Raw genomic sequence first — 14,834 nt, 5'->3', positions numbered from 1 at the left:
AAGAAATGCCATTAATATTTTAGGGGATAAAACCTGGTAAAGCTACGGTTCATGTGTCCCAAACGTTAGCCCAGCTTACAATGAGCAATTAAAAAATCAGTTTTAATGACTTCTTGGTAAGTAAACCGGAAGTAAACTTGCTAATGTTCTTAAGGTCGGGTTCAAGCTGATTACTGCAATTTAACTTAAAAACTCACATCAATTTACAACTGAAATTTTGCCTAACATTTTTGCATGGCGTTAGATCTACGGCGCTTTCGACCTATGCGAGATAGAGCTAAGAATGACTTTCACCATAAAAATGCGATATAGCTAAAAATAATTGATTAGTTATCTGATTATAGTCATTAACGGTTATAAAAGGTGCCCTTGAGTTTAACAACTCCCTCCATGCTCTATATGAAAAGGAATTAATACAGAATCAGTCGCTCTATTGATAAAAAGTTCTGCAGCTTTGACACCCTTTTTTTCACTATTTTGATGCACTGTTGTTAAGGGCGGAGTAGAACGAAGAGCTTCATCGATACCGTCAAAACCAACCACTCTTATATCTTCAGGAATATTAAGTCCCATAGCGTTAATTTCTTTGATGGCAGCTAAAGCAATAAGATCACTCATACAAAGTAAAACATTTGGGCGAGGCGTTGATGTTAACGCTTCTCTAGCAGCAATTAAGGCAGAATGATGCTTACTTTCAGGTATGTTCCACACTCTATCAGCTCTGAGATTAACATCTAACTCCTTGATTGCTCTTTGATAACCACTTAAGCGTTGATGAGCAATTGAACATTTAAAGTCTGAACTTGGTAAATCGTAAACACGACAAGTTACATTAGAATCGAGTAATCTCAAGCCAAGAATAGCGATGGCGTCATCTGTTGACTTTATTGCAAGTTTCGCTATTTCATAAGCGGCTTGTTCATTGTCAATACCTACAGATGCTTTACGATCTATATCAAAATCTGCGGTAACAACTTTTTTTGTTGTTGTTCTTAATTGGTCAATTAACTTTGTATTACGTGGACTACCGTAACAAATAAAGCCATCAACAAAATCAGATACCGCGTTGATATTCTCAGAAGTGCCAGAAAACAATAACAAATTGACTTTACTTTTTTCTAAAACCGATGAAACACCTTTTACAAAATTACTCGCCACCGGATCTGTTATCATGTATTCAACACTGTCAGGTAGCACTAAAGCGACGATATTAAAGCGACCATTTCTTAACGATTGAGCCGCTTTGTTAGGTCCTGAATAACCCATTTTTTCACATGACTCGAGAATATCATCTCTACGCTTTTTAGAGAGTTGATCGGGTCTGTTAAATGCATTAGAGACTGTTGCATTTGAAACACCGAGTTCTTTAGCAACACTTTTAAGCGTCCAAACTTTTTTATCTGTCATGATGACCTTTTTGATTACCTTAAAATTTCAGCAGTTTATAATGTTCGCCATAGTATACTTAGTTCTATTATAAACTGAATATTAATTCATGAGCTTTCAGCTTAAATTAAGCAACATATTTAGACTAATAATCCGTGTGCTATTGTTTTCTATGATCTCAATTTGTGCGTGTCTATCAGCTAATTCGACGATTAGCGTTGTACTGTCATCATTTTTTTGCCACTTCATTTCTAATGTTGAAACATTACTATTAACGGTAAATTCACCATTAAAAGCTTCAGTGTTATTACGTAATTTAATGAGACTAATTATTGCTTTGGTATAAGGCTTATTTAATGCTTGTTCAATGCGCTCATTATTTAGATAAGGGCGATTTATGTCTCGGCCAACATTTGTTTTAGATAATAATGTAATATCATTACCTTCAGCCAGTAAACCAGCGTAATACACCTGTGGTATGCCTGGTGAGAAGAATTGAATCGCTCTGGCAATTAAATAATCAAAGTCATTTTGCCCAAGTGCATCATAGTATGTACAATTTACTTGATATATATCTACATTACTTGCTGCAGCTCCTGTTGCCTTTTTACTTTCGCCAGAACTATTAAAATGAATTGTTTCAACCAGGTTATCGATTTCAACATCATCCAATAAACCAGCCTTACCATTCATTGGGCCAACATCAATAATACCAATGCCATCATGAGTATCTAACACAGTAATACAATTTCTTGGTGATATGTCTAGCCACTTAGCTAATGCGGTGAAGTTCTGACTAAAAATACTGTGTAAAACCAGAGGAGGTAATGCAAAATCATAAACTCGGTCAACGCGTTTAGCTATTTCTATTTGAGTTTGATAATAGGAATGGATCTCTACAAGGGTTTCAATCCCCAGTTTATTAGCGATACTACTTAGCTCATCAATAAATTCAAAAGTTTCGTCAAGCATGAAACAACTTGTTCCCGCTTTTTTCAGTGCGTAACCTGCGGCATCTAAACGGATCATTTTAATATTATTTTCAGAAAATGTTGTTAAAATGCGTTTTAAATAGGCTTTCCCTATCTCAGATGTCACATCTATATCTATTTGATTGTCTGTAAAGGTAGTCCAAAAATCTGCGCTTTCATTATTAGGTAATGAAAAATGAGTAAAACAACTACCAGGTCTAGGACGATATATTTTTTCTTGTTGTGTAGTACTTAAACCGTTCGGGAAAACTTTATCTTTGGTTAAAAATAGTTCCCAAAAAGGAGATTTTTGACCATTTTTTAATACATCTTTAAATTCTTCAGATTGGGCTGACATATGATTTACGATAAGATCAGCCATCAACTCATGATTTTTACCCAGCTCTTTTATATCATCCCAATTGCCAAGCCTGCTATCGACTTGGGTATGATCTATAGGGTCGAAACCAGCATCACTACCATCTATTGGATAATAAAAAGGTAACAAATGAACACCGGAAAACAAATCTGAAAGTTGCTCATTTAACAAGTTGGTTAATGACTGGGTATCTGCTCCAGTGAGTCTATCAATGTAGGTGATTAGCTGAACATTATTTTTCATAAGTTTACCATTTAATTTTAAGTTGCATCTTAATCGATTAAGCTCTATCTTTATATACAATATAGTATTAATCAAGAATAATTTAATTTTTCTTTAAGATGCTAAGACAAAATAAGTAAATAGCGATAAATTTTTTTAGCTATCATTAACATAAAAAGTTTTATTAACTGGGGAAGAATAATGAACCAAACGAATAACTTAACACTAAGCCCACAACTATCTGAAGATGCGTCGGTAAATAGAATTAAACTTCTGACATATATGATGTTTTTTGTTTTTGCGATGACCTCGGATGCAGTAGGGGTTATCATTCCACAATTAATAGAAACCTATCAATTAAATCTAACACAAGCGAGTGCATTTCATTATGTGCCCATGATTTTCATTGCATTGAGTGGTTTGTTCTTAGGATACTTGGCCGATAAATGGGGGCGAAAAGCAACGATTGTTATTGGGTTGGCAATTTTCTCTATCGCATGCTTTTTATTTTCCTTGGGTAGTTCTTTCCTGTATTTTTTATCACTACTCGCTTTAATTGGCATCGCTATTGGTTTATTTAAAACAGGTGCGTTAGCGCTTATTGGTGACATCTCTTCGTCAAATAAAGATCATACGTCGACGATGAACAAGGTAGAAGGATTTTTTGGTATAGGTGCTATGGTGGGTCCTGCGATTGTAAGTTACTTACTTGTTGCTGGTATATCTTGGAAGTACTTATACATAAGTGCTGGTGTGTTATGCGCACTACTATGCTTGGCCGCAATGAAAACTAAATACCCGGTCAGCAAACCAAGTACGGAAGGGAAAATAAATTTAAAAAGCTCACTTAAAGTAATGAAAGACCCTTATGCGATGGGATTTTCATTGGCAATAGCGTTATATGTTGCCACAGAAGTTGCCATCTACGTTTGGATGCCAACACTCTTGGCTGATTATACAGGCTCTCTGGTTTGGCTGGCTACATACTCACTCACTATTTTCTTTGCTTTAAGAGCGGGAGGTCGATTTTTAGGAGTATGGATGCTAAAACATTTTAACTGGCAAACAGTGATGTGTTGGTTCTCGTTAGCCGTATTTTTGTGTTATTTAGGCACGGCAATAATGGGTGTTGAAGCAGCAGTTGTACTATTGCCACTTTCAGGTTTATTTATGTCGATGATATATCCGACCCTTAATTCTAAAGGGATCAGTTGTTTCCACCCATCAAAACATGGTGCTGTTGCTGGAGTTATTCTGTTTTTTACCGCTGTTTCTGCCGCAGTATCTCCACTTCTTATGGGCGTTATTAGTGATCTGTTTGGTCATGTATCTTATGGTTTTTACTTAGCAACATTCTTTTCAGCTATTCTAGCGTTAGCTGCTATTTATAACCTGATAGCTGATCCCACTCAGCATAATCCTCAAAACTAAATCTTATTATTTATCAGTAGATTAATAAAAAAACAAAATTGAATATAAAAAATAACTTGCAAAATGACTGCTTCTTACACAATAATCATCTTAATCGATTAAGTTGGTCGTTTTAGCAGAAAGATTTTAAAATATAAAACATACTATAAAGAAACTTGGGGAAGTAAATGAAACATACAACATATAAAAAATTAATATTAAGTACATTAGCCATGGCTATATGCTCGAGCTTAAGTGCAGCAGAAACAATCAAAACGAAAGTAGAAAATAAAAAAGGCATCGATTTTGAGCGAATCGTAGTAACAGGTGCCACGGGTAAAGGCACAACAGTGATGGCATCAAGCGTTTCAGTAAGTACTATCTCTGGTGATCAAATAGAAGTAGCAGCACCAAGAAGTAGTGCAGAGGCATTTAGAAATATCCCCGGGGTTCGTGCTGAAGCATCAGGTGGCGACGGTAACGCTAACCTTGCGGTTCGTGGTCTTCCTGTAGCAGCAGGTGGCGCTAAATTCATGCAAATTCAAGAAGATGGTTTACCTATTCTACAATTTGGTGATATCGCTTTTGGTAACACAGATATTTTCTTACGCATAGACTCTACAATGGCTTCTATTGATGCTATTCGTGGTGGCTCTGCATCTACACTTGCTACAAATGCTCCTGGCGGCATAATCAATATCGTTAGCAAAAATGGTAAAACTGAAGGAGGTAGCGTAGCTACAACCATCGGTTTAGATTACGACTCAACTCGCACAGATTTTGAATTTGGTGGCGACATTAACGACTCTACCTATTTCCATCTTGGGGGGTTCTACCGTCAAGGTGAGGGTGTACGTGATACTGGTTATACGGGTAATAAAGGTGGCCAAATTAAAGCTAATATAACTAAAGAGTTCGATGCTGGTTACGTTAGACTTTATTTCAAACACTTAGATGATACAACAACCGCTTATTTACCTATGCCTGTTTATGCTGATGGTTCTTCAGTTGAAGGGTTTGATGCTTCAACCGGAACTCCTCACACTCCATATCACACCTCTATGATCACAACGGATGGTGCTGGAAATGGACGTCTTGCTGATATGCGTAATGGAATGAGTCCGAAAGTTGATGCGCTTGGTTTTGAAGCCGTATTTGATTTAGGCAATGACTGGTCTGTTGAAAACAGAATGAGAATTTCTCGCACTAAAGGTAGCTTTACTGGTCCATTCCCTGAAAGTATTCAAGGAAGTCAAGGCTTAGCTGACAGTATAGCGGGTGATGGTGCAACATTAACTTACGCAAATGGTCCACAAGCAGGTAATGCTTATACTGCTGATAACCTTATGCGTATTCACTCATTTGATGTCGAAATGACTAACCTTGATTTTATGGTTAACGATTTTAAATTAACAAAAACAATGAATGATACGAGTTTTACATTTGGTTTATATAACTCATCTCAAACCATTCAACAATCGTGGTTATGGAATTCTTACTTATATGAAGTTAAAGGCCAAGATGCTGCGCTTGTTGATGTAAATGCCGCTGACGGTACTGAATTCTCTGACAATGGTGTTATTGGATACGGTGTTCCAGCTTGGGGTAACTGTTGTACGCGTAATTACGATCTACAATATGAAGTTTCTGCTCCATACGCAGCGTTTAGCACAAGTTTTGATAACATCAATATAGACGGTAGTGTTCGCTTTGACAGTGGAACAGCAACGGGGACTTTCGCAGGCGCTGCTCAATCGACAGTTGACATGAACGGTGACGGCAGTATTCATCAAATCGAAACGAGTGTTTCAAATGTAAACAACGCCGATGCTAACAATGTAAATTATGATTGGAGCTACGTGTCTTACTCTTTAGGCGCTAATATTCAAATTAATGACGACTTAGCTGCATTTGGTCGTATCAGCAAGGGGGCTACCGCTAACGCAGACCGCTTGGCTTTTGGTAAAATAGATACTGCTGGTGTTGCAAAAGATGAAGATATTTATGATGAAGTAGATCAATTGGAATTGGGTGTTAAATTCCGTCAAGATAACTTGTCTGTCTTTGCGACAGCGTTCTTTGCACAAACGCAAGAGCAAAATTTTGAAGCAACTAGTCAACGATTTTTTGACCGTGAATATGAATCAAAAGGTATCGAAATTGAATCAACTTACTATGTTGGTAATTTTGATGTACGTGCAAACTTAACGTGGACTGATTCTGAAATAACTAAAGATTTTGTTAACCCAAGCGTTGTTGGTAATACGCCAAGAAGACAAGCCGATGTTGTTTACTCTATAACAGGTCGTTATAACTTCAATGAAGGTTCTGCGGGTGTTAACCTTATTGGCACTTCAGATTCATTTGCTCAAGATAACTTTGACCAAACGGATCCTAACGCACTTATTTTAGACGGTTATGTTCAAGTAAATGCCTTTGCTCAATACCGTCTTTCTGACGCATTTAGTGTTTCCTTAAATATTAACAACGTTTTTGAAACTGTGGGGATCACCGAAGCAGAAGATGCTACAGCTGCTTCTGCCAAAACTATTATCCGTGCAAGATCAATACAAGGTCGTTCAACGACTCTTACGTTTAAATACGAATTTTAATCCTAAATTATAATATTAGAAGTATTAACTAGCCCATTTAATATGGGCTTTTTTTCAAGGTGAATCTATGTTTTCTTTAATCAGTTATGGCGAAGTGTTGGTCGATTTTCTGCCAACGTCAGTCAATGACCCCAGTTACATTCCGTTAGCTGGAGGTGCGCCTGCTAATGTCGCAGTAGCTTATGCTAAGTTAGGTGGAGCAGGATACTTTGCTGGAGGTGTTAGTGAAGACAACTTTGGTAAAATGCTCATGCAAGCATTAGAAAATGAAGGCGTTAATACCGATTTCGTTAAAAGAATAGCAGGCGCAAATACCGCTTTAGTATTAGTTAGCTTAGACTCTTGTGGTGAGAGAACATTTAATTTCTATCGTCATAATACTGCCGACATGCAATATGGCATCTCTCAAGTTGATAAAATTAACTGGCAAAACATGGGTTTTTTTCACTTTTGTTCAAACACCTTAACTAGCCAGCCAATGTATAGCGATACGCTTTATGCGATAAGAAATGCGAAAAGAAATAACGTATTAATTAGCTTTGATGTAAATTTACGCCAACAACTTTGGCAAGATTTATCCCTATTGATGTCACGCGTTGAAGCTTGTATCGAAGAAAGTGACATAGTCAAATTGAGTAAAGACGAAGCCGAATACTTAGCAAAAATAAAGCAGGTTGATGTCGATGTTTATGTACAATATTTACTATTACTTGGCGCTAAACTGATTGTCATCACCGATGGTGCAAACCCTGTTCAAGTAACTTGTGCTAGTTTTTCAATAATGCTTAAAGTACCTAAAGTATCTCCCGTTGATACTACTGGAGCCGGAGATAGCTTTATTTCAGGTTTTCTATTTTCACTCGCTAAATCTGTGGACGATGATGAAAGTATCGATACATTATTTGAAATCATTGAGCTACGTGAACACGTTTCTGCTGCGGTATTATTTGGCGCTAACTGTGGCGCTTTTACCTGTCAGAAAAAAGGGGCCTTCACGGCATTACCCCACTTAACTGATATCTAATACTCGACATAACTTACTTACCTAGGATCGACATGCAATCTAGAGAAAATCTTAATAGTTGGCAGCAATTAACCCAACATGCACAGCTAATGAAAAATCAACATATGAAGGACTTATTTGCAAAAGATAGTCAGCGATTTCGTAAGTTTTCAATAAAACTGCCTTCTATACTATTAGATTATTCTAAAAATGCGATCACAGAAGAAACTATTACGCTTTTAACCGATCTAGCTAAAGAGTGTGAAGTTGAAAAATGGCGTGAAAAAATGTTTAGTGGTGAACGTATTAACAAAACTGAAGATCGTGCTGTTTTGCATACAGCATTAAGGGATCGTTCTAAAAAACCACTTTGGGTAGATGGTAAAAATATTTCAGAAGATATTGAAAAAACACTAAAACAAGTTAAAAAGTTTAGTGATGATATTCGTCAAGGTATCTGGCGAGGATATTCGGGTGAGCGTATCACCGATATAGTAAATATTGGCGTTGGTGGTTCTAATTTGGGACCTCAAATGGTGACCGAGGCATTAAAAAGGTTTAGTGATAACTGCGTTAACGTCCATTATGTGTCGAATGTTGATGGCACCCAAATAGCCGAAGTCCTTCGACCATTAAACCCAGAAAAAGTGCTATTTATTGTATCCAGTAAAACATTTACCACGACAGAAACCATGTTAAACGCTAAAACAGCGATTAAATGGTTAACTGCGTCATCATTTGATCAATCAGCTATCGCAAAACACTTTATTGGCGTTACTGCTAATAAAGTAAACGCCATGAAGTATGGTATAGCAGAAGCAAACATCTTTGATATGTGGGATTGGGTTGGTGGACGATTTTCGTTATGGTCTGCTATCGGGCTTCCTATCGCTATTAATCTTGGTTTTGATTGTTTTAGGGAGTTACTTGATGGTGCTTATGAAATGGATTGCCACTTTTGTGATACACCGATAGAACATAATATTCCGGTGATATTAGCATTATTAAGTATATGGAATTGCACTTTTTTAGGTGCTCAATCTCAAGCCATTTTACCTTATGATCAATCCTTACATATGTTGTCGGCTTATCTGCAACAAGCAGAGATGGAAAGTAATGGTAAATCGGTGAACTGGGATGGTGAAACTATCAATTATCCAACCGTTCCATCAATTTGGGGGGAGTTGGGTATTAATGGTCAACATGCTTTTTATCAATATTTACATCAAAGTAATAACATTGTTCCCGCCGACTTTATTGGCTCGGTTGAAAGTGTTACTCCTATAGAAGGCCATCATGAAGCCCTCATGTCTAATTTTTTCGCGCAAACTCAAGCTTTAATGCAAGGTGTTAATGAACAACAAGTTAGGGACGATTTAACAGCAAAGGGACGAACACCTAGCTACATAGATAAAGTCGCTCCCCATAAAGTACATAAAGGTAACCGGCCAACCAATACTTTATTAATGAATAAGATTTCGCCATTTACGCTCGGTACTTTAATTGCAATTTACGAACATAAAATATTTGTTCAAGGCATTATTTTGCAAATATGCTCTTTTGACCAATGGGGAGTTGAACTGGGTAAAGGTTTAGCCAGTAGAATAGAAAGCGAGCTTCACAATAACTCGATCGATCTCGCTCACGATAGCTCTACCTGGAATCTTATGATGCATTATGAAGAGGTAAAAAATCGCACCAAATAGAAAAACATCTAGTATTACCAAAAACATATTTTACTTTAGATACAGAAGGTTATGAATAAATATCTTAACAACTCGATAAATATAGAAAGTAGTGCACAAATTATTTTAAACCGTGTCCAGGAACAATAAACGTTGAGTTAAGCGAATCGCTAAAAGACCTGAAACAAGCAGGTGCAACAGTATTATTGACACTGATGTTTGATGAAAAGATGACAGAAAATCACATAGAGTTAGTTCCTCAATTGTGCAAAAAACAAGAAATTACTGGGTTACAGTTACCTATAGTCGATGATGATGTGCCAAATAAAGCATTTGAAAATAAATGGAAGTAATATCAATCACTCATATTAGCTACCATTATCAATGGAGGCTGTGTAACAATTCACTGCAAAGGTGGTAAAGGGAGAAACGGATTAGTCGCGGCAATGATTTTAACTTGCTACGACTGGCCAATTTAAAAGGTTCGGCTTGAAACCTTAAAAGTCAAAGAACAATTAGCTTTCCAAAAAAAAGGGAGGTGGAGTTATTTCCAAAGGAGTATAATCAATAATCAATAGGTTAAACTACGCTCAAGTCGGCACACAGGACCTATCTCGGTTTGTGCCCTAAACCGCTTTAGAACGATTAAATTTTTAGTAAACAAAATCATGTAAATTGACTGTCTGCTTTCAGTAATTTTAATCAATATTAAATATTTGTTTTTCTAATTCACGTTGAGAAATCATAACAACTTTATTAACTTTGAAAGGGCTAATTTATCGGAAGAATTGTCGCTTTAATTTAAAGCATCAATCACTGCAAGTCGCATTACTAACAATAGTAATTCGTTAATCCTAGCGTCGGCCTCAAAATCATAGCTGCTAGTCAAGAATCATTCTGTAATGCTAATTTTTTCCACAAAATCAGACTTAAATTATCACTAAAATCAATTCGAATTTAGATTAACTTTAGATACTAAAATGGACATTCAAAATCTTTGATTTTAGAGTTTTCTTTGTGATTTTCGACAATAAAGTTTACACCAATAACAGAAGTTATTTAACAAAACGGACATTGTGATATTTTAAGCTGATTTACACTTTTGGTTACCCCCCAAGATATTGTTGAAAACCATTTAGAAACTTTAAAGTTTTGTTTGATTATATCTTCAAGATATTGTGATATTGAGTGCTATGAGCAGTTAAACAATACAATAGTTAGCTAAACAATGAAGGAGACAATTAACCGATTTAGATTACTATTCTTACATTGAGCGCATAAGTCATTTAATGTTAATCTAAGTTTCAAGCTTATCAATAAGTAGTGTTTAATGTTTGCACGTTTTATTCGCCCCAATAATCTATCAAAAAAAATGATGCGGGTTATCTTTACTATTTATTTGAGCGTAACTTGTCTTATCACAAGTATGCAGTTCTTGGCCGAATATTTGAAAACGAAGGATTCAATATTAACTGAATTGAAACAGTTGGAAGAAACAGTCCACAAACCTATCTCAACAAGTTTGTGGCAATACAATCATAATCAATTAGATGCTCTCATCGCAGGACTTGTCAAAATGCCAATTATCGAGGGTGTTGATATTCTTGATAAGAATGCCAAAAGTATTATCTCTAAAAGAGCTTACGCTTTGACATCGCCCCCCTTATCCATTTTTGATACCACATCAGACTTAAATTGGACGCTTAATGAACAAAATATAATGCTTGGAACGGTTATCCTTTATTCATCGTCAGAAGTTATTTTAGATCGTGTTTTGTTCGGCTTTTCCTTAATTGCAATTACGGAAATCATCAAGTTATCTATTTTGTTTTGGCTGTTTATCTGGGCGTTCGATCGCTACTTAGCAAGTCCCTTGAAACAATTAATGTCGCAAGTGAATGAGGTTCAATTGAGCCAAAACATAAATAAACGTATTAACCTGTCGAACATTGAAAATAACGAACTCAGTCAACTTCAAGAACATATAAACAATATGCTCTCTGCCATAGAGAAAGATCGAAAACTATTATTAGAAGACGAACAAGCCAAGCGAAATTGGTTAGAAAAAGCTGTTACAAAGCGAACAGAAGCCCTACAAATATTGAATGAAAAACTCAAAGCTCTAGCCACCAGGGATTCTTTGACTGACACATTAAATAGGGGGAGTTTCTTTGAAGCTGCGCAACATTTGCTCGATCTTTCTCATCGCCAAAAGTCGCCTGCATCTTTTTTATTTATGGATTTAGATCACTTTAAAATAGTCAATGATACTTATGGGCATTACATTGGTGACAAAGTACTCATTCATTTCACTACTACACTTCAAAAGTTTTTAAGAAAGTCTGACCTTATTGGGAGAGTTGGCGGAGAAGAATTTGCCATATTTCTCTCTGATACCGGAATTGATGACGCCTTTCTCATTGCTGATAAAATAAGGAAGGAAATTGGCAGTTCTATTTTACACATAGAGGGTAAAAAAATTACTTATACTGTGAGTCTTGGCATTGTGTCAACAGAGCCAAAAGACCATTTAATTCAAGATTTATTTAAACGCGCTGATTTAAAACTTTATGGCGCAAAAGATAAAGGCCGCGACCGTGTTGAAAAATGAAAAAATTCACAAGCTATTGTTACTTGTAACCTTATTCATAGGAAACAGTATAGTTAATATAAGTCATGCTGCGACATTAAAAGTTTGCTATGACCAATGGCCTCCGATGACAATATTTCCATCAGAAGCATCTTCTGCGCGTGGCTTTGTTATAGATATATTGCACGAAATATACACATCAAAAGGTTATAAAATTGAATATTATGAAGTCCCTTTGGCAAGAGGGCTAGATATGGTAGCAAATGGTGATTGCGATATGTTACCAGAATACCTATTTTCAAAAAATTCAGAAAAAGATTTTGAATATGCTACTCAAGCAACTTTTTCATACACAGCAGCCTTTATCGTTAGGCACGACGATCCTTGGATCTATAATGGTGTAAAATCTATCAAAGGAAAACGTATCGCAACGGGGCCAGGCTGGGACTACAGTTCATTGAGTGTCGACTATCAAAATTACATCACTAATCTGAATAATGCGAGTTTTGTTGAAGTACTCTCTGGTAATGATGATGTAGTTGAACGAATTTTACACATGATCAAAGAAAGTAGAGTCGACTTATATGCTGATAATATACTTGTTCTTCAGTACGTTATGAATAGACTAAATTTGAATGATGAGCTTAAGATTGTTCAGCCCGGCTTAGAAAAAAAAATGGTTGAAATGCCTATTTTCTCAAAAAAAATTCCAACAACAAAAAGACAAGAACTTATAAAAATTTGGAATGAAGGGCGCTTATCAATAAAAGGTAAAAAAGAAGAAATGTTTATCAATAAATATAACGTAACATTTTAATAAATCGACAGTCCGTTGAACGCTTACCTTCCAAAGTTACTAAGACACCCATGATAACTTTTATTTTTGATTTTTTAGATGAGTTAGGCAGTATCATCCCATATATATCGAGAGCGATAGTAGGTAGTTATGTTTATTATTAGATATGTACTCGTGATGCTGTATTGTATTTGTGTTTATAACTTTTCAAGAAGCAATAGAAGTTTTAATAATTGGTTATTCGATTATATTTCCCCTAGGCAACAAGCTAGCATGCTTAAAAATTGTGGAATACAATGGTTGCTACTGGATTTTGAAGGTTCCAAAAATACAGAATCTTTAAAAACTTGTTTTGAAGAGTTTAGCGAAGATATTTTTAATAGCCCTAGACTTTCAAAAATAACCCTACGCATACGCAACAGTATGAAAGAATAAAAAGGATTAGAATAGTTTAAAATCACAACGGTGAACGACCCCTTGTGGCCCCCCCTAGAGTTGACCTAAAAACTGGAAAATATTAGGGTCTTCATAGAGAGAAAAGTTATCAAGACACCCATGATAATTCTTTATTACCTCATATCCACATTTATGATTCAATTGAATCAAACAGCTATAAAAGATAGGATAATAGAATTAACTTCAAGTAAATATAAGTTATTTTATTTAAAGTAAGTAGGCTGAAAATTATAAAGCCTCGTTACGATTAAAAACTTGTTAGGAACGGTCTTTTTTCGTGCCTCTACTGAAAGGTCTCTTATACACAACTTTCAGGCTGTCATTAATAGTATTTCTTTAATTTTTTGGAATTAATCCATATGAAAAATCAATCTGGTTTCACTCTGATTGAACTTGTAGTGGTTATTGTTATCTTAGGGATTTTGTCAGCGGTAGCTGTTCCTAAATTTATAAGCATACGAAGTGATGCTCAACAATCCGCAATGGATGAATTAAAGGGCGCCTTAGAGTCAGCTAGCACGCTAGTTAACGCTAAGGCCATAGTTGAAGGACTTGGTAATTTGCAAGATGCAGAACTATCATCAGGAATAAAGATTCATTGGGGATATCCTTCCAATACACAGACAAACATAAGATTAGTTCTAGATTTCACTGAAGGCGCTGATTGGGAGTTAACTGGTTCATCACCAGTTATTTTTACATTTTTGAGTGATACAGAAGGTATGCTGGCTGATGCTATAAAAGCAGATGATACACTTTGTAAGTTGACCTATAAGCAAGCTAATAAAGGTCAACGACCAGTAATTTCCATTTCAGGTTGCGCCGACTAATTCCCGAAAGCATGTGCAACAGTGAGAATTACTATGCCACCCATGATAATGCTGCACAATAATAATGCTCTGAAAAACAGCTATCCATTGGTCAGCAACAATGCATGTACTGCATCTTGTAAGCTTTTGCCTATCGATTTTTATAGAAGTTGATTAAATGAATGAATTTCAGGCAAGCTTTACTTCTCCCCCAAGGTAGCCGTGTTTTCTTGTGGTCTTAGTGCTGTTTTTGCATGTAGCTATGTTTACGCGCTATTCAAACAAGCTTGGGCATTTGCTTTACCGTGTGCGCGCTTTAACCCTACGTGCTCAGTAAATTCACACAAATGCTCTGCGGTGCCGACTGCGCCCGTGAATATACCTTCAAAATTTGTGGTGAGTTTGAGCCAACTTTCATCGCTGATGTGAAGTCTTGACAGTATATTTGCGGTTTTGTTATCGATAGCGCCTCGTTTGTCTGCTCTTATTACGCGACCTGTTTCATCTACAAGGGT

At 36.2% G+C, this 14,834-nt stretch carries 10 protein-coding genes and 1 pseudogene; 8 read left to right on the top strand and 3 right to left on the bottom strand.

Annotation, left to right across the window (positions count from 1 at the left end; all coding sequences use genetic code 11):
- Positions 1–375 precede the first annotated feature (375 nt).
- Positions 376–1,407 carry a LacI family DNA-binding transcriptional regulator gene (locus H4J76_RS16305; RefSeq protein WP_070373768.1) on the bottom strand — a complete coding sequence of 344 codons (1,032 nt, stop codon included), beginning with the start codon at positions 1,405–1,407 and terminating at the stop codon, positions 376–378.
- Between the two features lie 96 nt (positions 1,408–1,503).
- Positions 1,504–2,979 (bottom strand): sucrose phosphorylase, encoded by a 1,476-nt coding sequence (gene gtfA / locus H4J76_RS16300; protein ID WP_182230974.1) that lies wholly within the window; start codon positions 2,977–2,979, stop codon positions 1,504–1,506.
- 180 nt (positions 2,980–3,159) lie between these two features.
- Here gtfA and H4J76_RS16295 point away from each other — a divergent pair, with 180 nt between their 5' ends.
- The 8 genes from H4J76_RS16295 to H4J76_RS16265 all read left to right on the top strand — a co-directional run bounded on the left by H4J76_RS16295 (position 3,160) and on the right by H4J76_RS16265 (position 14,340).
- On the top strand, positions 3,160–4,389 hold the full coding sequence (locus H4J76_RS16295) for a sugar MFS transporter (protein WP_182216268.1): 1,230 nt from the start codon (positions 3,160–3,162) through the stop codon (positions 4,387–4,389).
- A 167-nt stretch (positions 4,390–4,556) separates the two neighbouring features.
- Positions 4,557–6,980, top strand: a complete 2,424-nt coding sequence (locus H4J76_RS16290) for a TonB-dependent receptor domain-containing protein (RefSeq protein ID WP_182216270.1) — start codon at positions 4,557–4,559, stop codon at positions 6,978–6,980.
- Positions 6,981–7,047: 67 nt separating this feature from the next.
- Positions 7,048–8,004 carry a carbohydrate kinase gene (locus tag H4J76_RS16285; protein WP_182216272.1) on the top strand — a complete coding sequence of 319 codons (957 nt, stop codon included), beginning with the start codon at positions 7,048–7,050 and terminating at the stop codon, positions 8,002–8,004.
- Between the two features lie 32 nt (positions 8,005–8,036).
- Positions 8,037–9,689 (top strand): glucose-6-phosphate isomerase, encoded by a 1,653-nt coding sequence (gene pgi, locus H4J76_RS16280; protein WP_182216274.1) that lies wholly within the window; start codon positions 8,037–8,039, stop codon positions 9,687–9,689.
- A 344-nt stretch (positions 9,690–10,033) separates the two neighbouring features.
- A complete protein-coding gene (locus tag H4J76_RS20320) occupies positions 10,034–10,147 on the top strand; it encodes a tyrosine-protein phosphatase (RefSeq protein WP_404842412.1) in 114 nt (37 codons plus the stop codon).
- Between the two features lie 851 nt (positions 10,148–10,998).
- The gene (locus H4J76_RS16275; protein WP_182216276.1) at positions 10,999–12,279 is read left to right on the top strand and encodes a sensor domain-containing diguanylate cyclase; all 1,281 of its coding nucleotides are present in this window, start codon (positions 10,999–11,001) and stop codon (positions 12,277–12,279) included.
- Positions 12,239–13,075: an ABC transporter substrate-binding protein gene (locus H4J76_RS16270; protein WP_182230973.1), complete on the top strand. Its 837-nt coding sequence runs from the start codon at positions 12,239–12,241 to the stop codon at positions 13,073–13,075. The genes H4J76_RS16275 and H4J76_RS16270 overlap by 41 nt, the downstream gene beginning before the upstream one ends.
- Positions 13,076–13,869: 794 nt before the next feature.
- Positions 13,870–14,340, top strand: a complete 471-nt coding sequence (locus tag H4J76_RS16265; RefSeq protein WP_182218729.1) for a type II secretion system protein — start codon at positions 13,870–13,872, stop codon at positions 14,338–14,340.
- Between the two features lie 245 nt (positions 14,341–14,585).
- Here the strand turns inward: H4J76_RS16265 and H4J76_RS16260 are convergent.
- A pseudogene (locus H4J76_RS16260) lies at positions 14,586–14,834 on the bottom strand (transposase); the annotation flags it as partial.

The organism is Colwellia sp. BRX9-1, from assembly GCF_014077195.1.
Taxonomy (GTDB): domain Bacteria; phylum Pseudomonadota; class Gammaproteobacteria; order Enterobacterales; family Alteromonadaceae; genus Colwellia_A.
The sequence above is the reverse complement of the archived record's forward strand: the minus strand, read 5'-3'. Positions and strand labels throughout refer to the sequence as shown.

Excerpts from the sequence above, each read along its gene's own strand:
- H4J76_RS16270 (WP_182230973.1), top strand. The coding sequence starts at position 12,239 with ATGGCGCAAAAGATAAAGGCCGCGACCGTGTTGAAAAATGAAAAAATT.
- gtfA (WP_182230974.1), bottom strand. The coding sequence starts at position 2,979 with ATGAAAAATAATGTTCAGCTAATCACCTACATTGATAGACTCACTGGA.
- H4J76_RS16305 (WP_070373768.1), bottom strand. The coding sequence starts at position 1,407 with ATGACAGATAAAAAAGTTTGGACGCTTAAAAGTGTTGCTAAAGAACTC.
- pgi (WP_182216274.1), top strand. The coding sequence starts at position 8,037 with ATGCAATCTAGAGAAAATCTTAATAGTTGGCAGCAATTAACCCAACAT.
- H4J76_RS16285 (WP_182216272.1), top strand. The coding sequence starts at position 7,048 with ATGTTTTCTTTAATCAGTTATGGCGAAGTGTTGGTCGATTTTCTGCCA.
- H4J76_RS16295 (WP_182216268.1), top strand. The coding sequence starts at position 3,160 with ATGAACCAAACGAATAACTTAACACTAAGCCCACAACTATCTGAAGAT.
- H4J76_RS16290 (WP_182216270.1), top strand. The coding sequence starts at position 4,557 with ATGAAACATACAACATATAAAAAATTAATATTAAGTACATTAGCCATG.
- H4J76_RS16265 (WP_182218729.1), top strand. The coding sequence starts at position 13,870 with ATGAAAAATCAATCTGGTTTCACTCTGATTGAACTTGTAGTGGTTATT.
- H4J76_RS16275 (WP_182216276.1), top strand. The coding sequence starts at position 10,999 with ATGTTTGCACGTTTTATTCGCCCCAATAATCTATCAAAAAAAATGATG.